This window comes from Streptomyces sp. ISL-1 (assembly GCF_018614585.1).
GTDB classification, from domain to species: domain Bacteria; phylum Actinomycetota; class Actinomycetes; order Streptomycetales; family Streptomycetaceae; genus Streptomyces; species Streptomyces maoxianensis.
On record NZ_JAGGOI010000032.1, the window covers coordinates 251,163 to 270,848 of the forward strand.

The window sequence follows — 19,686 nt, forward strand, 5'->3', positions numbered from 1 at the left end:
CGCCGTACCACTCGGCGGGGCTACTCCGTGGCGAACGCGGCCCGCAGCTCCTCCTTCAGCGACCGCTGGAAGGCGGTCACCAGCGCCTGCACCACCATCGGCTGCATATGGGCGGACAGCGACTTCATCGCCGCTACCTGCTCGGGGTCCGACTCCCGCTCCCGGTACGGGTTCCAGACCTCGTCCCGGAACAGCCGGGTGAGTTCGTGCGCGGCGGAGCGGGTGTGCTCCAGCAGGACGGTACGGGCGGCGAGGATCGTCTCGTGCGCGATCGGCACGTCCAGCAGCTGCACACCGAGCCGCAGCAGGCCGGGGTCGAGCCGGTAGCCGTCGGGGTCGTCCGCGCCGCCCGCGCGCTCGAGGACGCCCATCGCCGAGAGCCGGTCTATGTCCTCCTCGCTCAACGGCCGCCCGGCACGGCGCTCCAAGTCGCTGTGGGACGCCTCCTCGGCCGAATCCGGTACCCAGGAGGCCACCAGCGCACGGTGGACGGCGAGATCGTGCGCGCTCAGATCCTCGGGCAGCTGCTCCAGGTAGCGCTCGATCGCGGCGAGGGTCATGCCCTGGTGCTGAAGCTCCTCGATGAGGGCCAGCCGGGACAGGTGACCGGGGCCGTAGTGCCCGACCCGCCGCGGCCCGATGGCCGGGGGAGGCAGCAGTCCGCGCGTGCTGTAGAAGCGAACGGTCCGCACGGTGACACCGGCCCGCGCGGCCAGCTCGTCGACGGTGAGCGTCGGCTCCTCGGTGTCGGTCGCCATGGGTGCGCCTCACTTTCTCCTCACGCGGTGCAACAGTATTGCTGTCTCACCACTGTTGTGAAAGTGCCCTGCGGCTCCGGACGCGCAGGCGGGCGCTGACTGTGCCATCGGCTCCCCGGCTCCCCGGCTGTCGGCCCCGGCGGCGGCCGCGAGTGCGGTGCCGGCCCGGGTCGGTCCGGTGGGCGGCGATGGCGGCTGAACAGCACGGCGGGCGTGCCCACTTGGTGGGCACGCCCGCCTCGCCGCCGCTCCTCAGTACAGGTCCACCCCGTAGGCGCTGAGCGCTTCCTTCACCGGCTGGTGGATCGCCGAGCCCTCGGTGCCGGAGCAGCCGGCGCTGCCCGAGTGGATGCCCAGAGCGGTCGAGCCCGCGAAGTGGGCGCCGCCGCTGTCGCCGCCCGCCGAGCAAACGGTGGTGCGGACCATGTTGTAGACCGGCCCCTCGCCGTAGTTGACGGTGACGTTCACCGCCGTGACGGTGCCGCTGGTCACGTGGGACGTCGAGCCGCTCTTCTTGATGGCCTGACCGACGATGGCGTCCGCCGCGGACGTGATGTCCTGGTGGCCGCCGTCGTAGAGGTTGACGTCCCCGGCGGGCTGCGTGCCGTCCGTGTACCGGACGATGCCGTAGTCGTCGGTCGGGAAGCTGGTGCCCTCGCGGGTCCCGATGACCGTGCCCCTGGACGTCGCCGACCAGCTCGAGGCCCCGTCGGTGCAGTGGCCCGCCGTAAGGAAGTAGCGGGTCGTACCCTTCGAGACGTTGAAGGCTGCGGAGCAGCGGAAGCCGCTGCCGTGGATCGCGTCTCCGCCGAGCACTTCCTGCTTGAGGACTCCGGGCACACGCTTGATCCGCACGGCGCCCCCGAGACCCGCGGCCACCGTCCTCAGCAGCGCCATCGAGCCCGCGGAGACGGTCCGGTCGGCCTCGACCGCGACCTGGTTCGTCGACGGGTCGATGCCCCATGAAGTGCCGGTGATCTTCGCCCGGACCTCCAGCGTGGCCATGGCGGATTCAAGCTCTGCCGTGCTGTGCTCGACGATCTTCGCGCGCGCGCCGACGGCCCGGACCTGGTCGGCCGCGGCCTCATCGGTGACGGTGACGACCAGTTCGCCCGTCTCGGCGTCGAGATACGAACCGGCGGTGCGGTCGCCGAGCGCCCGTTCGAGGGTGCTGTGCAGTTGGTACTGCATCGCCGAGGGCGTGACGCCCGGATGTGGTTCCGGGGCGGCCGCGGCGGTGCCCGGGCCCAGACCGGCGGCGGGCAGGGCGAGAACGACGGAAAGGCATATGCGCGCGCGGAGCGTGCGTCTCATGGGGGGCTTCTCCTTCGTACGAGTCCGTAGTGGGGGTGCCGAGAAGCAGTTTGGACTGGACCAGTCCGGCGTGCGGGACTCGATGCTGCATGGCCCTGTCATGCGGAAAGGGGCGCGGGAACGCCGGAGCACCCGTTCGGCGGAAGGGGGTCGAGGGGGGTGTCAGGGATGGATCTGGACCGTGGCCGCGGTCAGCCGGCGGACCCCGTGAAGCAGCGCGTGCTCCGCGGCCAGCGCCACGGCGTGCGCCTGCGCCACCGTCAGCTCGGGGTCGACAACGATTGACGTCTCGGCCCGCAGATCGTGCCCGAGCCAGCGCATTCGTACGTCCCCCACGGCCCGTACGCCCTCGACATCACCGAGCGCGTGCTCGGCCTGGTCGACCAGCGCCGGGTCGACCGCGTCCATCAGCCGGTGCCAGACCTCGCGCGCCGCCCCGCGCAGCACCAGTGCGATCGCCCCCGTGATCGCGAGCCCGATCAGCGGATCGGCCCACCGCCATCCGAGTGCTGCTCCGGCAGCACCCAGCAGTACGGCCAGAGAGGTGAAACCGTCACTGCGAGCGTGCAGTCCGTCGGCGACCAGCGCGGCCGATCCGATCCTGCGGCCGGTACGGATCCGGGCCACTGCCACCCATTCGTTGCCGGCGAAACCCACCAGACCGGCCGCGGCCACTGCCGCCAAATGGCTGACCTCCTGCGGCTCGAACAGCCGCCGCAGCGCCTCGTACCCGGTAAAGACCGCGGACGCCGCGATCACCAGCACCACGAAGACGCCCGCCAGATCCTCCGCCCGCCCGAAGCCGTAGGTGTAGCGGCGGGTGGCCGCCCGCCGGCCGAGTACGAAGGCGAGGGCGAGCGGCAGCGCGGTGAGCGCGTCGGCGGCGTTGTGGACGGTGTCGCCGAGCAGTGCCACCGACCCCGACGCGGCCGCGATCACCGCCTGGACGGCTGTCGTGGCGGCGAGCACACCGAAGGAGAACCACAGCGTCCGCAGCCCCTGCGCCGACCCTTCGAGGGCGGCGTCGACGCGCTCATGAGCGTGGTGATGGTGGTGACCATGAACGTGCCCGTGACCGGTCATGGTCACCACCGTGACACACCAACTCCCTTGCAGCCACTGCCGAAAAGCGGCCTCTGACCAGCTGCGAAGGGCTTGCGACTACTGTCCGGACGCGACGAGCGGGTAGTGGTCGGAGAGGTTGGTGTAGGTGTAGCTCGTGCCCCAGCTGGAGACCGTCCAGGGCGCGCTCTGCTCCTTGATCACTTCATTGGTCCAGCCGGCCGGCTTCGTGTGCCCGGCGCGGTGCAGGACGTAGTCGAGGTCCTCGCTCGGGTCGTCCGGGTAGCGATCGGACGCGATCGAGTTCTGCTCGGTGTCGAAGGAGTACGGGTGTCCGGTGCGGGCGTCCGCACCCACCAGGCCCGCGTCGGCGAGCATCGTGGCGTACTCCGGCGTCCGCGAGTCGACGTTGAAGTCGCCCGCGACCAGCACCTGTTCGGAGGCCGGGATGTTCTTGCCGTCCAGGAAGGCATCGATCGCCTTGAACTGGCGGCTGCGCATCAGCGCCGCCTCGCCCGCGCCGCATCCGGAGTCGGTGGACTGCGCATGCGTACCCACCACATGCACCTTCGCGCCGTCGACGTTCAACACCGCATAGACGAAGCCCTTGTTGGACCACCAGTCCGCCCCGCAGGCGTCCTTGTAGACGAACTGCTCCTTGCGGACGATCGGCCACTTGCTGAGCACCGTGACCCCGCCGTCCTCGGGCGTGGTGGCCGAGTACGACCCGCCGGTCGCGTCCCAGCCGGTCTTGCTGCGCCCCATCACCGGGGTCTGGTACGGATACTGGGCGGCGGCCTTCTGCATCAGCGCGCCCGACGAGGAGTTGTCGAAGGCTTCCTGGAGCACGACGACGTCGTTGCCCTGGAAGAACGACGTCGCGGGAATCGCCGCGGCCCGGTGGTCCTGTCCCCAGTTGGGGTACAGCGTCTTGCTGAACAGGAAGGCGTTGTACGTCAGCACCTTCAGGGACGGCGTCGTGGCCGCCGTGGCGGCGGAAGCCGTCGGAGCCGTCCCGGTGAGGACGGCCGCGGCGAGCGCGGTGGAAAGAGCTGCGCCAGGGATACGGCGGAGCGCGGAGTGCGGCACAAAGACTCCCGGATGTGGTGGGGGTAGACCGGCGACGCACATCAAAGCAGCCGGAGTTACCACCTGGTAATGGCCAGGAGCCCACTTTCTTTACGCAACGCAACGATCTCACCAAACACTGGTCCGGTCTTCGCCTTCCTGCCCGGCACGGGCCGCTTCCTGCCCGGCACGGGCCGCGCAATGCCCGCTCGACCCCCGGAAAGTTACGATGGTGAAATGACCGGGCCCGCGGCTGACCCCGTACCTCCACCGCCCGGCGGAGTGCTCTGGACCCTCGCCGGTGACATCCGCGGTCTGCTGATGCTGCCCGCCGCACTCACCCTGCAGGTCGCCCACCCCGCCGTCGGCGCCGGAGTCGACGAGCACTCCGTCTTCCGCACCGACCCCTGGGGCCGCGGCGAGCGTTCGCTGCGCTCGCTCCAGCTGTGGGTGTACGGCGGCGAAGCGGCGGCCGAGGAGGGACGCAGGCTCCGGGCGCTGCACAAGACCATCCAGGGCACGGACGCCCACGGCCGCAGGTACCACGCGCTCGAGCCCGCCTACTACTCCTGGGTTCACGCCACCGGCTTTCCCGTCTACCAGCACGCGCTGCGCTATCTGGCGCGCCCGCTCACCGAGGCCCAGGAGCGCAAGCTCTACGCAGAGTGGCTCCAGGTCGGGCGGATCCTCGGCATCCACGACAGGGACATGCCGCAGACGATCGAGGAGTTCTGGCCCTACTACCGCAAGGTGCTCGCCGACGAGTTGGAGGCGACCGTCGTCGTACGCGAACTGATCGCCACCGACCCGGCGATACCGCCGCCCGACCGCGGGCCGCTGGTTCTCACAGTGCTGCTCAGGGCCGCGTGGCCGGTGCTGCTGCCCGCGTTCGCCCGCTTCCGCCGCTTCATGACCATCGGGCTGATGCCGCCCGACGCGCGTGAGGCGATCGGCCTGGAGTGGACGGACGAACAGGAGCGCAGACTGCGCGCGTTCGCCCGGGTCGTACGGGCCGTGGTTCCCGTACTCCCCGAGCGACTGCGGTACCTCCCGCTCGCGCGCGAGGCGCGGCGGGCCGCCCGGATCAGCCGGTCAGACCGCCCCGGGCGATGACGTCCCCGTACCAGCGTGCACTGTCCTTGAAGGTACGGCGCTGGGTCGCGAAGTCGACATGGACGACGCCGAACCGCTTGCTGTAGCCGTACGCCCACTCGAAGTTGTCGAGCAGCGACCAGAGGAAGTAGCCGCGCACATCCGCGCCGGCCCCGATCGCGCGGTGCACCGCCGACAGATGGGCCCGCAGGTACTCCACCCGCTCGGGGTCGTGGACCTCGCCGGACGGGTCTGCGTAGTCGTCGTAAGCGGCACCGTTCTCGGTGATCACCAGCGGCACGCCCGGCAGGTCGTCGCGCAGCCGGGTCAGCAGCTCGTACAGACCGTCGGCGTCCACCGGCCAGTCCATCGCGGTGCGCGGGCCGGGCGCGGGCAGGAAGCGCACATGCTCCTCCGCACCGGCCCACGGGGACGGCGAGGTGGAGGAGCCAGCGCCGACGACGGTGGGGGAGTAGTAGTTGATGCCCAGCGAGTCGATCGGCGTGGAGACGACCTCCAGATCGCCGTCCTGGACAAAGGCCCAGTCGGTCACCGCGGCCGTGTCACGGACCAGGTCCTGCGGAATCCGGCCGTGGAACACCGGATCGAGGAAGATCCGGTTCCCCACGGCGTCGATCCGGCGCGCGGCGTCCACGTCGGCTTCGGAACCGGTGAGCGGACGCACCGCGTGCAGATTGAGCGTCAGCGAGATCTCGGATGTCGAGGGCAGGGCGCCGTGCAGTACCTGAGCCGCCAGGCCGTGCGCCAGGTTGAAGTGGTGGGCCGCGCGCAGGGAGGCACTCGCGCTGGTGCGGCCCGGCGCGTGCACCCCCGAGCCGTAGCCGAGAAACGCCGCACACCACGGCTCGTTCAGGGTGGTCCAGGTCGCCACCCGGTCACCGAGCGCATCCGCCATGATCCTGGCGTAGTCGCCGAACCGGTCGGCGGTCTCGCGCTGTGGCCAGCCGCCCGCGTCCTCCAACTCCTGCGGCAGATCCCAGTGGTAGAGCGTGGCGACGGGCCGGATGCCCGCCCCGAGGAGTTCGTCGGTGAGCCGGCGGTAGAAGTCCAGGCCCTTTTGTACGGCGGGACCGCGCCCGGTCGGCTGCACCCGTGGCCAGGCTACCGAGAACCGGTAGTCGGTGACGCCCAACTGCTTCATCAGCGCGACGTCCTCGCGCATCCGGTGGTAGTGGTCGGCGGCGATGTCGCCGGAGTCACCGTTGCGGACCTTGCCCGGCGTGCGGCAGAAGGTGTCCCAGATGGACGGCGTACGGCCGTCCTCGGTGGCGGCGCCCTCGATCTGGTACGCGGCGGTGGCGGTGCCCCAGCGGAAACCGGCCGGGAACCGGAGCTCCGTCGTCGTCTCCGGGCGTGCGTCGACAGCGGTCATGAGGTGGGACTCCCAGGAAATAGAGATGGAGCGGCGGGGGGACGAGGTCAGCCCTTGACGGCGCCCTGCATGATGCCGCCGACGATCTGCCGGCCGAGCAGACCGAAGACCAGCAGCACGGGAAGGGTGCCGAGCAGCGTGCCGGCCATGATCACGGACTGGTCGTGGACATAGCCGCCGCCCAGCTGGCGCAGCGCCACCTGCACGGTCGGCTCCTGCGAGGAGAGCGCGACGATCGGCCAGAAGAAGTCGTTCCACGCGGCCATGAAGGTCAGCATGCCGAGCACGGCCATACCGGGCCGGGCGATGGGCACCACGATCGACCAGAAGATCCGCGCGGTGGACGCACCGTCGACCCGCGCCGCCTCGATCAGCTCGTCCGGCAGCGACTGCACCAGGTACTGCCGCATGAAGAACACGCCGAAGGCGGAGACCAGACCGGGCAGGATCACGGCCTGCAGCTGATTCACCCAACCCAACTCGGCGATCAGCATGAACAACGGGATCACACCGAGCTGCGGCGGGATCATCATCGTCCCCACCGTGATCGCAAGCAGCGCGCCCCGGCCACGGAAGCGCAGCTTGGCGAAGGCGAAACCGGCGAGTGTGCAGCACAGCACTGTGCCGATGGTGATCGAGCCGGAGACGATGAGGGAGTTGAGGAGGGCCTTGCCGATATCGGCCTCCTCCATCACCGCTTCGAAGTTATGGATCAGATTCGACCCCGGCAGCAGCGTCGGCGGCACCTTCGCCAGATCGGCGTTGGAGCGGCTGGCGGCGACGATGGTCCAGTAGAACGGGAACGCCGAGATCAGGACGGCGACGATCAGGATCGCGTACGCGAGCTTGCCGCCCTGCATGGTGCGGCCGGCCCGGTTCCTCCTCGGGCGCCCGGGCTCCGGTCGTGGGCCCGCGGCAGGCGGCTTCGTCGGCGGGACGGCGAGCGCGGTCATCGGCCGGCCTCCTTGCGGGAACGGCGGTGCGCGATCAGGGCGTTGACCCCGACCAGCACCAGGATCAGCAGGAACATCACCCAGGCGATGGCGGCGGCCCGGCCCAGATGGAAGAAGCCCCAGCCCTGCTCGTACATATAGAGGCCGAGCGTTTGGTACTGGTGCGAGATGCCGCCCGAGATGGAGCCTTCGAACAGCAATGGCTCACCGAACAGCTGCGTTGCGCCGATCGTCGAGACGACGACCGTGAACAGGATCGTCGGACGCAGCCCCGGCAGCGTGACATGGATGAACTGCCGCCAGCGGGAGGCCCCGTCCATCGCGGCGGCCTCGTACAGCTCGCTCGGGATGGACTGCATGCCCGCCAGATAGATCAGCGCGTTGTAGCCGGTCCAGCGCCAGACGACGATGGTGGATACGGCGATCTGCGATGCGACCGTGCCGGCCTGCCAGTCCACCGGACCGAAACCGACAAGCCCCAGCACATAGTTGATCAGCCCGAAGTCGCGGCCGAAGAGCTGCGCGAAGACCAGCGTCGCGGCGGCGACCGAGGTGGCGTACGGCAGCAGCATCGCCGTACGCAGGAAAGTCCGGCCGCGCAGCCGGTAGTTGAGCAGATGGGCCAGCCCGAGCGCCATCACCAGCTGCGGGACGGTGGACAGCACCCCGATCGTGAACGTGTTGCGCAGCGCGGTCCAGAAGATCTCGTCGCCGAACAGCGCGGTGTAGTTGCCAAGGCCCCGCCACTCCATCTCGCCGGGCGTCTGCAGCTCGACCCGGTAGAGCGAGACGAAGGCCGTGTAGATCAGCGGGAAGAGCCCGAAGGCGGCGAACAGCGTGAAGAACGGGGCGACAAAGGCGTACGGCGAGAGCGTGCGCCAGGTCCGGTACGCGGCCGACGGCCGGGCCCCCGGTTGCGGGGAGACCGGCTTCGCGGTGGCGGTGAGGGTCACGGTTCGGCCCTTCGAGGAGTTGATGGGGGAAGCTGCGAAGACCAGAAGCCGCGGGCCGGTCCGGCCGGGTGCCGAGGACCGGCCCGCGAGCACTGAGCGGTGCCGGGGAAGTTCGGGTGGCACCCGCGCTTCCCCGGCACCGCCGCGTCAGCCGGTCGCGTTCTCCACGTTCTTCTTCGCGGTCGACCACGCCTTGTCGGGCGAGGTGCCCTTGCGCTCCACCTCGCTCAGCGCGTTGGTGATCTGGTCGGCCACGCTCTTGTCGTGGACGCCGAGCACCTGGACCGGCGCGGCCTTGGCGGCGTCACCGAAGATCTGGCCGATCGGGGCGTCGGAGAAGTACGGGTCCTTGGCCGCCGCGACCTTGGCGATGGCGCCGGTGGAGGAGGGGAAGTTGCCCTGCTTGGTGAAGAGCTTCGCCTGCTGCTCGGGGGCGGTGAGCCACTGGATCAGCTCGTACGCCTCCTTCTTGTGCTTGGCCGCGCGGGGGATCGAGAGATACGAGCCGCCCCAGTTGCCCGCCCCGGCGGGCAGTTTGGCGATGTCCCACTTGCCCTTGCCCGCGTCACCGGCCTGGCCCTTGATGTAGCCGAGCATCCAGGCGGGGCAGGGCATGGTCGCGAAGGAGCCGGCGGAGAACGCCTGGTTCCACTGCGGTGACCACTGGTCGAGCCTGGCGCTCAGGCCTGCCTGCGCCGCCTCGGTGGAGGCGTCCCAGGCGGCCTTGATCGCCGGGTTGTCCTCGTAGATCAGCTTTCCGGAGGCGTCGTGGTACAGCTCCTTCTGCTGGCCGACCATGATCGCGTAGATGCTGCCGACGCTGTCCACCCAGGCGCTCTTGGCCGGGGCCTTCTTCTTGTACTCCTTACCCAGCGCCAGATAGCTGTCCCAGGTGGACCACTTGGCGGCCAGCTGAGTGCGGTCGGTGGGCAGCCCGGCCTGCTTGAAGAGGTCGGTGCGGTAGCACATGGCCTCCGGGCCGACATCCGTGCCCAGGCCCACGATCTGGCCGTCCTTGCCGGTGGCCGCCGACCACTTGGCCTCGGCGAACTGGTCCTTCAGCTTGTCAGCGCCGTACTTCTTCAGGTCCTCGAACTTGTCGGCCTGCTGCTGGGTGACGGCGGCGATCCGGCCCACCTCGATGCCCTGCACATCGGCGAGGCCGCCACCGCCCGCGAGCCGGGTCTGCAGCGACTTCCAGTAGTCCTGCTCGTCCTCGGTGTCGCTCTGCTTGATCTTGATGTTCGGGTGGAGCTTCTCGTACTCCGCGTAGAGCCCGGCCTCCTTGTAGCCGAAGGATCCGAAGAGGTCGACGGTGAGCGTGACCTTGCCGCCGGCGCTGTCGGACGCGCCGTCCGACGATCCGGATCCACAGGCGGCGAGCAGTGCCCCGGCGAGCGCGACCGCACCCAGGCGGACAGTGGCCCTTTTGGCGGCTCGGGCGATGGGCATGAGAAGCCTCCCTTGGCTTCGGTGGAGCGAGACCGCTGGTTGAGAGCGCTCTCAAAGATGCGTCTGGAGAGTGCCCCGGAGGCGGACATCCCGTCAAGTCCCGAAGGCATAACGGCTTGGACTCATCGCCAACCCCCGCCAACTACCGCCTGTGTCTCAACTATTGACACCTCTGTTTCAGGAGTTTTACGTTCCTTGACATCTGAGAGCGCTCTCGGCCGCCCCTTCCCGTGATGACTTCGAGGTGCCGTCCATGCCAGCCACTCGCACCGGACCAGCTGCCGCGCTGGTGCTGGTCTTCGCCCTGGCCGCCTTCGGCCTGGGCCCGGCCGCCACCCCGGCGGTGGCCGCCACCCCGGCGGTGGCCGCCACCCCGGCGGTGGCCGCCACCCCGGCGGTGGCCGCCACCATCCCCGTAGGCTCTGGCAGTTACTCCGACACCCGCCCCGCAGGTACGTCGGGCCCGACCACCAACACCGGCGCGCCGGTCACTCCCAAGGTCACCCCCGCCGCGAAGGACAAGCCCGTCCCCACCAACGACTGGTGGTCGTCCCTCGCCTTCCAGCGATACGGCGACAACCCGTACTCCACCCCCATGTACGGCCACCCGCTCACCTACCAGGCCACCGCCGGCGGGCTCGAAGTCGGCTACCCCACAACGCCCGCGGTCGTCGGCGAGGGCCGCCAGTACGAGTACGCCCACAAGCGCGACCTCACCCTCGGCCTCACCGGTCTCAACTCACCGGACACCAAGGCCGACGACTGGTCCGACTGGACCGTGACCCCCTACTGGTCGGACGGCACACGCACGCTGCGCGCCACCATCGGCCACGGCCTGCCGTTCGTATACGCCAACGGCTCCGGCGGCAACGCACAGATCACCACCGCCGCCGCGCCCGCCGTCTTCGCCGACCAGGGCAATGTCCTCGGCATCACCGTCGCGGGCCACCACTACGCCCTCTTCGCGCCCGGCGGCAGCGACTGGACGGTCTCCGGCTCCACCGTCACAGCGGGCCTCGGCGCCAAGGACTACTTCTCGCTCGCCGTACTGCCCTCCGCCGACGCGCTCGCGACGTACAAGAAGTACGCGTACAGCTTCGTCACCGGCTCCAAGGCGACCTGGAGCTACACCGGCGGCACCGTGCAGAGCACCTACAGCCTGACCACCGAGGCAAAGGAAGGCGCCGAACGCGGCACGCTCCAGGCCCTCTACCGCCATCAGTGGCTGCACACCGCCGACCCGCTGACCGCGTACACATACGTCTCACCGCGCGGCACCATGAAGGTTCGCGAGGCGGCCTCCTTCAGCACCAGCCAGAAGGCGTCCGCGGTGCTGCCCGGGCTGCCGAAGTCGAACGGCGTCGACACGGCACGGCTGAAGGGCTATCTCGACCAGGTCGCGAACGACCCCGATCCCTTCTCCGGCTACACCGACACCTACTGGACCGGCAAGGCGCTCGGCCGCCTCGCCCAACTGGTGCCCGCCGCCGACCAGATCGGCGAGAGCGCCACCCGCGACAAGCTTCTCGGCCTGATCAAGGGCCGTCTGCAGGACTGGTTCACGGCGGGCGGAGCGAACGAGTTCTCGTACGACAAGGACTGGAAGACGCTCACCGGCTACCCCGCCTCGTACGGCAGCGACACCGAGCTCAACGACCACCACTTCCACTACAGCTACTACGTCTACGCGGCCGCGGTCGTCGCCCAGTACGACCCGGCCTGGGCCGCCGACTCCGCCTGGGGCGGCATGGTCAAGACCCTGGTACGGGACGCGGCCAACCCCAGCCGGACGGACACCGCCTTCCCCTTCCTGCGCGGCTTCGACGTGTACGCGGGTCACAGCTGGGCCTCCGGGCACCAGGGATTCGCCGCCGGCAACAACCAGGAGTCGTCGTCGGAGTCCACCAACCTCAGCGCGGGCCTCGTGCTGTGGGGCTCGGCCACCGGTGACACCGCGCTGCGCGACCTCGGGACGTATCTGCTGACCACCGAGTCGGAGGCGATCGCCCAGTACTGGTTCGACGCCGACGAGCAGGTCTTCCCGTCCTCCTTCGGCCATGACACGGCCGGCATGGTCTGGGGCAGCGGCGCCGCGTACGCCACCTGGTGGACAGCCAACCCGGAGGAGATCCACGGCATCAACGTCCTCCCGGTGACCGGCGGTTCACTCCACCTGGGCGGCGAGAAGGCGGCCATCCGGCGCAATATCGCCGAGATGGAACGGGAGAACGGCGGCCCGGCCGTCGAATGGCGCGACATCCTCTGGGAGTTCCAGTCGCTCGCCGACCCGGCGGCGGCGAAGGCCAAGTGGGACGCGGGCAACGCGGGCTACACCCCCGAGCAGGGCGAGTCCAAGGCGCACACCTACCACTGGATCAGCACGCTCGACGCGCTCGGCGCCCCCGACGCCACGGTGACCGGGGACATTCCGAGCTCCGCGGTCTTCACCAAGGGCACGGCACGGACCTACGCCGCGCACAACTACGGCGCTACGGCCCGTACGGTGACCTTCTCCGACGGCAAGACGCTCACCGTCCCGGCGCGCTCGACGGCGACCGGCACGGGGACCGGTGGAGGCGACCCGGATCCCGATCCTGATCCGGATCCGCCCACGGGCAACACCTTCCAGCTCCGTACGGGAGGGGTGCTCACCACCGCGACGGGCGGCACGGCGGGCAGCGACACGATCGCGTCGGCGGGCGGCGCCAACCACGACGGCACTGTGCACCAGCCGCTCGTCTACGAGATCAGATCTGTCAACGGCACGCTGACGCCTGGCGCCGCGACCGCGTTCCGCCTTCAGCTGGACGCGGGCACAACCGTCGGCCTCGGCCAGCAGGCCCGTATCAGCTACGACCTCACGGGCGACGGCACCTTCGACCGGAGCGAGACCTACCACTATTTCGCGACCGATCCGGTGGCGGGCTGGGAGGAGTACGCGCAGTCCCGCGGTCTGAAGTCGGCGACCGGAAGTCTCGGTGATCTCAAGGGCGGCACCGTACGACTGGAGGTGTGGAGCGCCATCGGCAACGGCACCGCGAAGCTCCAGACCGGCACGGACAAGTCGGTGGTCGTCATTCCGTTCAGCTGACCGCGCGGTGGGCGGCGGGCAACGGCCCTCTCAGGCCGAGGCCCGCCGCACCAGCGTGGTCGGAGTGATCACCGAGGCGGGAGCGCCGGCCCCGGGCTCGCCCTCGTTCAGCACGCGCATCAGCAGGCGGACCATCAACCGGCCCATTCCCTCAATGTCCTGACGGACCGTCGTCAGCGCGGGGTCGGTCGTCTCCACCACCGACGCCATGTCGTCGAAGCCGACCAGCGCCACATCCTGCGGCACCCGCCGCCCCCGCTCGCGCAGCGTCCGCAGCGCTCCCGAGGCCATCAGGTCGTTGGCGGCGAACACGGCGTCCAGGTCGGGGCGGCGGTCCAGCAGTTCGGCCATCGCGCGGGCGCCGCTGTCCGCGGTGAAGTCGCCCTGGCGGACCAGCTCCGGGTCGGCGTCCAGCAGGACGTCTCGGTAGCCGTCGATCCGGTCCAGCGCGGAGGTCTGGTCGCGGGGGCCCGCGATGTGCGCGATGTGCCGGCGCCCCAGGGAGACCAGGTGACGTACGGCTTCCCGGGCGCCGCCGCGGTTGTCGCAGTCGACATAGGGGACGGCGAGCTCGGAGGCGGCGCCGGGCCAGCCCGGACGGCCGCCGAAGACGGTGGGCACCTGCACCCGGCGGATGATGGCGGGCAGTTCGTCGTCGTTGTGCAGCGAGAAGGCCAGTGCGCCGTCGACATGGCCGCCGCCGAGATACCGGGCGATCCGGTCGTAGTCGCCGGGCCCCTCCACCCACAGCAGTACCAGCTGGGAGTCGTACGCAGTCAGCTCGCGGCTGATGCCGCGCACCTGCTGTTCGAAGAAGGGGTCCGAGAAGATCCGGAACTCCGGCTCGGCGATGATCACGGCGACCGCGCCGTTGCGCCGGGTGACCAGGGTGCGGGCCGCCTGATTCGGTACGTATCCGAGCTCCTCGACCGCCTGGCGCACCTTGTCGACCAACGGGGGGCGAACCCCCGCGCCGCCGTTGACGACCCGTGACGCCGTGGCCCGGGAGACACCGGCGCGGGCGGCGACGGCTTCCAGGGTGGGGCGGGACCCCGTGGTCTGCTCGGGCAAGGCGGGCGCTCCTCAACTGCTTCAGTCAGCCGCGTCGAACGACAGCGGGGGAGAGCGCTGCCAGGTACAGGATATCCGGTCCCGGCGATCTTCAGAGAGCGCTCCCACCCCGGCCTGCCAGGGGGCCTGCCCGGGCAGCCCGTAGCCGACCCGGGACCGGGAGCGCCGCCGTCCCGGACAGGGACGGCGGCGCCTCGCGACTACGCTTCGCGACTGCGGCTCAGTGATGGTCGCGCTCGTGAATCGTGTTCGTGGCGGCGATCTTCTTCCACGACTTCGGCTGGGCGTGCTTGCCGTCGGCCTTCGCGATCCGGGCACCCGCCGCGGCCGGAGCGCCAGGCTTCGACGGCTGGTAGAGCCACGTGTCGAACAGATCGGCCAGCGGCTTGCCGGAGACCTTCTCGGCGTACTTCACAAAGTCGCCGACCTTGGCGTTGCCGTAGGCGTGGTCGGTCGGCCAGCCCTTGAGGATCGCGAAGAAGTCCTTGTCGCCGACCTCGCCCCGCAGCGCCTGGAGCGCCAGCGCGCCCCGGTCGTAGATGGCGATGTCGAACTGCTTGTCCGGGCCCGGGTCACCGGGCTTGACCGTCCAGAAGGCGTCATCGGCCGGGTGCTGGGCATAGACCCAGTCCGCGAGCTCCTGCGCGGTGCCCTCGCTCTCCTTCTCCGACCAGAGCCACTGGCTGTAGCGGGCAAAGCCTTCGTTGACCCAGATGTCCTTCCAGCCGTCGACGGAGACACTGTCGCCGTACCACTGGTGGGCCAGCTCATGGACGACCACGGAGACATTCGCGCCATTCGCGAACTGCCGCGGGCTGTAGAACGGACGGGTCTGCGTCTCCAGCGCATAGCCGCTGGTCACATTGGGGACGTAGCCGCCCAGAGCGTTGAAGGGGTACGGTCCGAAGACCTCGGTCAGCCACTCGGCGACCTCACCGGTCCGCTCGACGCTCGCCCGCGCCGCCCCCGCGTTGTCGCCGAGATCCTTGCTGTACGCATTGAGGATCGGCAGCCCGTCGGCCGTCTTGTCGGTGGTGATGTCGAACTTCCCGACGGCGAGCGTGGCGAGATACGACGCCTGCGGCTTGTTGGAGCGCCAGTTGTAGCGGGTCCAGCCCAGTCTCGAACTCTGTGACTGCAGGACACCGTTGCTGATCGCCTGAGTCCCGTCGGGCACCAGGACCGAGATGTCGTACGTGGCCTTGTCCAGCGGGTGGTCGTTGCTCGGGAACCACCACACGGCCGAGTCCGGCTCCTGGGCGGCGACTCCGCCGTCCGGAGTACGGTGCCAGGCCGTGTACCCGCCGATGTTCAGCTCGGAGGGCTTGCCCGCGTAGCGGACGACCACTGAGAGGGGCTTGCCCTTCTCCAGCGGCGCGGTCGGAGTGATGACCAGCTCCTGGTCACCCTCCTTCTTGAACTGCGCCTTCTTGTTGTTGACCCGCACCTCGCTGACGTCAAGACCGAAGTCGAGGTTGAAACGGCTCAGGTTCTGCGTGGCGGTGGCCAGGATCGTCGCCGTGCCCGCGAGCAGATCGGTGGCGGGCTGGTACTTCAGCCGCAGGTCGTAGTGGGATGTGTCGTATCCGCCGTTTCCGCTGGCCGGGTAGTAGGGGTCGCCAATGCCCGGGGCGCCCGGCGAGGAGTCGGCGGCCGATGCCGGGATCGCCAGCAGCAGTGAGGCCGCCAGCCCGCCCGGGACGATGAGTCTGCGGTGCACGGATGCTCCAAGTCGTCGGAATTGGTGATCTCTTGAACCCTATTCAGACCCGGCGCCCGCAGTCATGAGCGCAGCTCGGCCTTTCATGTGATCGCCATTCGGCCGGCATGCGACTGCAGCCCTCACCGACACTGCAGCCTCACCGATAGAGACGGACTACTCGCATACCTCCGTGGCGAACTGGTGTCGGCGCGGGATGACCCCGAAGCCCCCGGTGCCCCGGCTGCTGGCCCAAGCTCTTGGGGAACGGCTGGGGCGGCCAGTCAATCTCGCGGAAATCGGCATGGGCGAGGCGGAGACAATCGCTCCGATGGGGTTGGATTTCTCGCGAGATCCCGCCGACGCCGTCCGCGTCGCCACTTCGTTCTGAAGCCATGTGGAGGAGGTGTGCGTGACGGAAGACGCATGATCGTTTGTATGTACAGTGCGTGTTAGCCTGCTCGCGGTCATGATCGAATGCATACGGGGGAGGCGCGGTGGGCTCGGACGGCTACCAGGTCAAGGCAGGTATGACCGGCCTGGCCCAGCAACTCGACAAGGCCGGCACGGACATGGACGGCGTCAGCTCGGCAGTCAAGTGCCGCACGAGGTACTCGTACGGCGATGTCGGCGGCGATGACGCCGCGTCGGCCCTGAACTCGTTCGTCAAGGCCTGGGAGGCAGAGGCCAAGACACTGGCGTCGGCGTTGCACGAGCTCGGTGGCAAGGTGCAGTTGTCCAAGGCGACCTACCGCGGCACCGACGGACTGGTGAAGACGCACGTGGACAGCGTCCCCAACGGCGGCACGGGCAGCCGCACCGACACATCGGCGCAGGGCGGGCGCACCTCGGCCCTGTCGAGCTACTGAGGAACGGGCCGGTGTCCTTCTTCTCCTCCCCCCTCCACTCCCCTTCCTTCCGCCTCGCATGGCTCGCCGGGCTGTCCAAGAAGATGCTCGGCGCCGGGAGCAAGAACGAGCTCCTCGACCTGATCGACAACGCCCTCTCGGTGGCCGAACCGGGCGGCGACCAGGGCGTGCTGGAGGGCCTGGCAAGGCTCTACCACGGCCAGGTCGGCGAGGTCGGCGGCGTCTTCGACCAGGTCGACCGGGTGGGCCGCAGAGGTCTTCCGGAGGTGTGGGTCGGCGACACGAGCGTCCTCGCCTCCGACGCGGTGAACGCCGCCGGGCGGTCGGTGAGTCAGATGAGCGAGGCGTTCCAGGAGGGCGCGACGGTGCTGCTGACGCTGGCCGACGCGATCGGCGCCGCACAGCGCAAGGACGAGCAGGGCCGCGGACAGTTGCTGGAGCAGAGGAAGACGCTCGGCGGCAAGGACGGTTTCTTCGACGACCTGCACGAGAACGACGGGGAGGAGTGGGACCGCAAGAACGCCGCCCACTTCGGCTCCTACGCGGTCGACCTGATGCACGCCGCCGTCTCCGACGCGCAGGAGGCCACCCGCGTCGCGGCCCGGGACCTGAACAAGTGGGCCGCCGAGGCACGGGCCGGGAAGATGGAGACCAGCGAACTCACCGCCGTCGACAAGCTGATGCTTGCCGACACCGGCGTCGCGGGTGCCGACACCGAGCTGAACGAGATCCTCACGGCCGACGACCTGGCGCGCGCGTCGACGCGTATGGACCTGCTGAGTCTCGGTGACGAGACGGCCATGGAGCGGATGCTGGCGAAGTCGGACACCCCGCAGGAGCGGGCCTACCTGATGAAGGCCCTGGCCGCCGGTCACAGCGTCGACGAGATCGGGAAGTTCCAGGACAAGATCCACGGCAAGGACCCCGACTGGCTGCGCCGGCACCTCACTCCGGTGGTCACCGCCGCGGACAGCATGAACGACGAAGGCCTGGCGCCGGACGGCTCGAACAACAACAAGGACTACGCCACGTTCCACGGCCAGCGGTGGGTCCAGGGCGGCGACGGCTCCGAGGGCACCTGCGTGGCCTCGTCCACCGTCACGTCCCGCGCCATGGTCGACCCCCTCTACGCGCTCGACCTCACCGGCGGCGCCGACGGGCAGCAGGACGACCCCAACGCCTTCAAGCAGCGCTTGGTGGCCGAACAGCACCGGCTGCACACCGAAGGCGACGGCGGCGAGAACTGGGGCGGCATGGGGCCGGACGGGCAGGAACGGATCAACGACACCACCGTCGGCAGTGCCACCGGCACTGACTACGAGCGCCAGGACCTGAACAGCGCCGCCGAACGCAGGGCGGTCCTCACCGAAGTCGAGAAGTCGGTGGCGCAGGGGCACCCGGTGCCTGTCGACGTCTCGGGCGAGAAGGGCGCCCACGCGATGACCATCATCGCCCAGGAGGGTGACATGCTTCAGGTGTACAACCCCTGGGGCTCGACCACCTGGGTCAGCGAGGACGACTTCATCAACGGCCACATGGGCAAGGCTTCCAAAAGTGAACTCCCCAACGCGTACAGCGTCTATCTTCCGCGGTAGCAGGGGCGGTGCCGCGATCGCGGCGGCCGCACTCCTCGCTCTCGCCACGGGCTGCGGCTCGGGCACCGACGAACCGGCCGGCGGCTCCACGAGCCATCCCACGAGCACCGCGAGCCGCCCGGTGAAGGACACCAGCATCACTGCCGAGCCAGGCGAGCGCTTCACGCTCACCGTCGACCAGAACGCCTCCACCCGCGAGTACTGGTATCTGGTCGACCCCGAGCCCGACAGCTCCGTGCTGGTCAGCCGCGGCCAGGACTACGCCTCGGACTCCGGCGACGAGCCGGTGGCCGGTGCAGGCGGCCGGCTCACCTTCACCTTCGAGGCCAAGGGCAAGGGGACCACCCGGTTCACGCTGCTGCACTGCACTTTCACCACCTGTCAGGGCAACACCTCCACCCTGCCCCCCGAGACGACTGGACCCTCCGCCACCCCGACCACGGAGGCGACCACCCCCTCCCAGGCACCCGAGCGCATCACCTACACCGTCACCGTCGACTGAGCCGCAGCGGACAAGTGGGATGAGACGAGACACCCGAGGCCCCGCCATGAACGAAGACGCCCCGTACCCGCCGGACCGCACGGACGACGAGCTGGCCCGGCTCGACATCACCGTCCTGCTGCGTTACGGCCTCGCCGCTGAGCCCGGCACCCGGCGCACCGCCCTGTTCGGCGACGGCGCCGCGGCCGCAGCCGTCATCCTCGACCGCCTCGGCACCGAGCCGCGCTCGGTTGCCTTCCTCGCCGACACGGTGCGCGCCGGCGGACTCGCCCGTGCCGCGGAGCTGCCCGATCCCCTGCCCCGCCGGGAGGCGGCCGTCCTCGTACGGGAGTGGCTGCGGGCCGGCACCGAACTCGTGGGCGGGACCGCCGCCGACGACACCGCGGCCACCTGGCTGCGCGCCGTCGCGACCATCATCGAACTGAAGCAGCTGACCCGGGCGCGGGGCCGGAGTACGTGATCTGAGTAGCCGATCCGAGTACGGCGGCGGGTGTGACGCGCCGCGATCTCGACCACGGCCTCGAACTCGGCAATCGCAGCGTCGACATCCTCGCCCGCCTCCAGTCCACCCGCGCCAAGGACTACGTCCGCGAGTTCAACAGGCCCTGGCCCCCTGGCGGCGCGAGCCGGCCGTTCGCGAGTTCGTCCACCGCACCCGTGCCGAACTCGGCGTCGTCGCCCAACAGAATGAGCGAGATCTTGCGCAACCGCGTCGTGCAGGCCCTGCGCTGACGAGAGTGGCGGTCGAGTCGCCTCCGCCGAGATCGGTTGGGGCACCCGAATGCCCTCTGTTGCACAGGAGTTGACCGGAGTA

The 19,686-nt window shown here is 69.7% G+C and carries 17 protein-coding genes; 7 read left to right on the top strand and 10 right to left on the bottom strand.

Annotated features, from left to right (window positions below; all coding sequences use genetic code 11):
* Positions 1 to 20 precede the first annotated feature (20 nt).
* The 4 genes from J7E87_RS24035 to sph form a co-directional block, all read right to left on the bottom strand.
* Positions 21 to 758, bottom strand: coding sequence for a MerR family transcriptional regulator (locus J7E87_RS24035; protein WP_215096556.1), 738 nt, complete (start codon positions 756 to 758; stop codon positions 21 to 23).
* A 252-nt stretch (positions 759 to 1,010) separates the two neighbouring features.
* Complete coding sequence (locus J7E87_RS24040) at positions 1,011 to 2,072, bottom strand: S1 family peptidase (protein WP_215096557.1); 1,062 nt, start codon at positions 2,070 to 2,072, stop codon at positions 1,011 to 1,013.
* Positions 2,073 to 2,234: 162 nt separating this feature from the next.
* Complete coding sequence (locus J7E87_RS24045; protein ID WP_215096558.1) at positions 2,235 to 3,155, bottom strand: cation diffusion facilitator family transporter; 921 nt, start codon at positions 3,153 to 3,155, stop codon at positions 2,235 to 2,237.
* A 78-nt stretch (positions 3,156 to 3,233) separates the two neighbouring features.
* Positions 3,234 to 4,223 carry a sphingomyelin phosphodiesterase gene (sph, locus tag J7E87_RS24050; protein WP_215096559.1) on the bottom strand — a complete coding sequence of 330 codons (990 nt, stop codon included), beginning with the start codon at positions 4,221 to 4,223 and terminating at the stop codon, positions 3,234 to 3,236.
* 216 nt (positions 4,224 to 4,439) lie between these two features.
* Here sph and J7E87_RS24055 point away from each other — a divergent pair, with 216 nt between their 5' ends.
* Positions 4,440 to 5,315, top strand: a complete 876-nt coding sequence (locus tag J7E87_RS24055) for an oxygenase MpaB family protein (protein WP_215096560.1) — start codon at positions 4,440 to 4,442, stop codon at positions 5,313 to 5,315.
* On the opposite strand, the gene J7E87_RS24060 is transcribed toward J7E87_RS24055, so the two are convergent.
* The 4 genes from J7E87_RS24060 to J7E87_RS24075 form a co-directional block, all read right to left on the bottom strand.
* The gene (locus J7E87_RS24060; RefSeq protein ID WP_215096561.1) at positions 5,287 to 6,687 is read right to left on the bottom strand and encodes a GH1 family beta-glucosidase; all 1,401 of its coding nucleotides are present in this window, start codon (positions 6,685 to 6,687) and stop codon (positions 5,287 to 5,289) included. The two genes, J7E87_RS24055 and J7E87_RS24060, sit on opposite strands and share 29 nt — an antisense overlap.
* Positions 6,688 to 6,734: 47 nt before the next feature.
* A complete protein-coding gene (locus J7E87_RS24065; protein WP_215096562.1) occupies positions 6,735 to 7,640 on the bottom strand; it encodes a carbohydrate ABC transporter permease in 906 nt (301 codons plus the stop codon).
* Positions 7,637 to 8,593: a carbohydrate ABC transporter permease gene (locus tag J7E87_RS24070; RefSeq protein WP_215096563.1), complete on the bottom strand. Its 957-nt coding sequence runs from the start codon at positions 8,591 to 8,593 to the stop codon at positions 7,637 to 7,639. The genes J7E87_RS24065 and J7E87_RS24070 overlap by 4 nt, the downstream gene beginning before the upstream one ends.
* A gap of 147 nt (positions 8,594 to 8,740) precedes the next feature.
* Positions 8,741 to 10,045: an ABC transporter substrate-binding protein gene (locus tag J7E87_RS24075; RefSeq protein ID WP_215096564.1), complete on the bottom strand. Its 1,305-nt coding sequence runs from the start codon at positions 10,043 to 10,045 to the stop codon at positions 8,741 to 8,743.
* Between the two features lie 253 nt (positions 10,046 to 10,298).
* Between J7E87_RS24075 and J7E87_RS24080 the strand changes: the two genes are divergently transcribed.
* On the top strand, positions 10,299 to 13,136 hold the full coding sequence (locus J7E87_RS24080) for a glycosyl hydrolase (protein WP_215096565.1): 2,838 nt from the start codon (positions 10,299 to 10,301) through the stop codon (positions 13,134 to 13,136).
* Positions 13,137 to 13,166: 30 nt separating this feature from the next.
* Here J7E87_RS24080 and J7E87_RS24085 read toward each other — a convergent pair whose 3' ends face one another.
* Both J7E87_RS24085 and J7E87_RS24090 read right to left on the bottom strand, forming a co-directional pair.
* On the bottom strand, positions 13,167 to 14,207 hold the full coding sequence (locus tag J7E87_RS24085; RefSeq protein ID WP_215096566.1) for a LacI family DNA-binding transcriptional regulator: 1,041 nt from the start codon (positions 14,205 to 14,207) through the stop codon (positions 13,167 to 13,169).
* A gap of 220 nt (positions 14,208 to 14,427) precedes the next feature.
* Complete coding sequence (locus J7E87_RS24090; RefSeq protein WP_215096567.1) at positions 14,428 to 15,927, bottom strand: M1 family metallopeptidase; 1,500 nt, start codon at positions 15,925 to 15,927, stop codon at positions 14,428 to 14,430.
* 476 nt (positions 15,928 to 16,403) lie between these two features.
* Between J7E87_RS24090 and J7E87_RS24095 the strand changes: the two genes are divergently transcribed.
* Genes J7E87_RS24095 through J7E87_RS24115 form a run of 5 tightly spaced genes read left to right on the top strand, consistent with a single transcriptional unit; the run spans position 16,404 to position 19,604 of the window.
* Positions 16,404 to 16,775, top strand: coding sequence for a hypothetical protein (locus J7E87_RS24095; protein WP_215096568.1), 372 nt, complete (start codon positions 16,404 to 16,406; stop codon positions 16,773 to 16,775).
* Positions 16,776 to 16,786: 11 nt separating this feature from the next.
* Positions 16,787 to 18,370, top strand: a complete 1,584-nt coding sequence (locus tag J7E87_RS24100; RefSeq protein WP_215096569.1) for a peptidoglycan-binding protein — start codon at positions 16,787 to 16,789, stop codon at positions 18,368 to 18,370.
* Complete coding sequence (locus J7E87_RS36210; RefSeq protein ID WP_215096570.1) at positions 18,330 to 18,872, top strand: protease inhibitor I42 family protein; 543 nt, start codon at positions 18,330 to 18,332, stop codon at positions 18,870 to 18,872. Before J7E87_RS24100 ends, J7E87_RS36210 begins: the two co-directional genes overlap by 41 nt.
* A 46-nt stretch (positions 18,873 to 18,918) precedes the next feature.
* Entirely contained in the window at positions 18,919 to 19,332 is a 414-nt protein-coding gene (locus J7E87_RS24110) for a hypothetical protein (protein WP_215096571.1), read from the top strand.
* A 32-nt stretch (positions 19,333 to 19,364) separates the two neighbouring features.
* Positions 19,365 to 19,604 (top strand): hypothetical protein, encoded by a 240-nt coding sequence (locus tag J7E87_RS24115; protein WP_251017897.1) that lies wholly within the window; start codon positions 19,365 to 19,367, stop codon positions 19,602 to 19,604.
* The last annotated feature ends 82 nt before the right edge of the window (positions 19,605 to 19,686 follow it).

Excerpts from the sequence above, each read along its gene's own strand:
- J7E87_RS24035 (WP_215096556.1), bottom strand. The coding sequence starts at position 758 with ATGGCGACCGACACCGAGGAGCCGACGCTCACCGTCGACGAGCTGGCC.
- J7E87_RS24040 (WP_215096557.1), bottom strand. The coding sequence starts at position 2,072 with ATGAGACGCACGCTCCGCGCGCGCATATGCCTTTCCGTCGTTCTCGCC.
- J7E87_RS24045 (WP_215096558.1), bottom strand. The coding sequence starts at position 3,155 with ATGACCGGTCACGGGCACGTTCATGGTCACCACCATCACCACGCTCAT.
- J7E87_RS24055 (WP_215096560.1), top strand. The coding sequence starts at position 4,440 with ATGACCGGGCCCGCGGCTGACCCCGTACCTCCACCGCCCGGCGGAGTG.
- J7E87_RS24060 (WP_215096561.1), bottom strand. The coding sequence starts at position 6,687 with ATGACCGCTGTCGACGCACGCCCGGAGACGACGACGGAGCTCCGGTTC.
- J7E87_RS24065 (WP_215096562.1), bottom strand. The coding sequence starts at position 7,640 with ATGACCGCGCTCGCCGTCCCGCCGACGAAGCCGCCTGCCGCGGGCCCA.
- J7E87_RS24075 (WP_215096564.1), bottom strand. The coding sequence starts at position 10,045 with ATGCCCATCGCCCGAGCCGCCAAAAGGGCCACTGTCCGCCTGGGTGCG.
- J7E87_RS24080 (WP_215096565.1), top strand. The coding sequence starts at position 10,299 with ATGCCAGCCACTCGCACCGGACCAGCTGCCGCGCTGGTGCTGGTCTTC.
- J7E87_RS24110 (WP_215096571.1), top strand. The coding sequence starts at position 18,919 with ATGAACGAAGACGCCCCGTACCCGCCGGACCGCACGGACGACGAGCTG.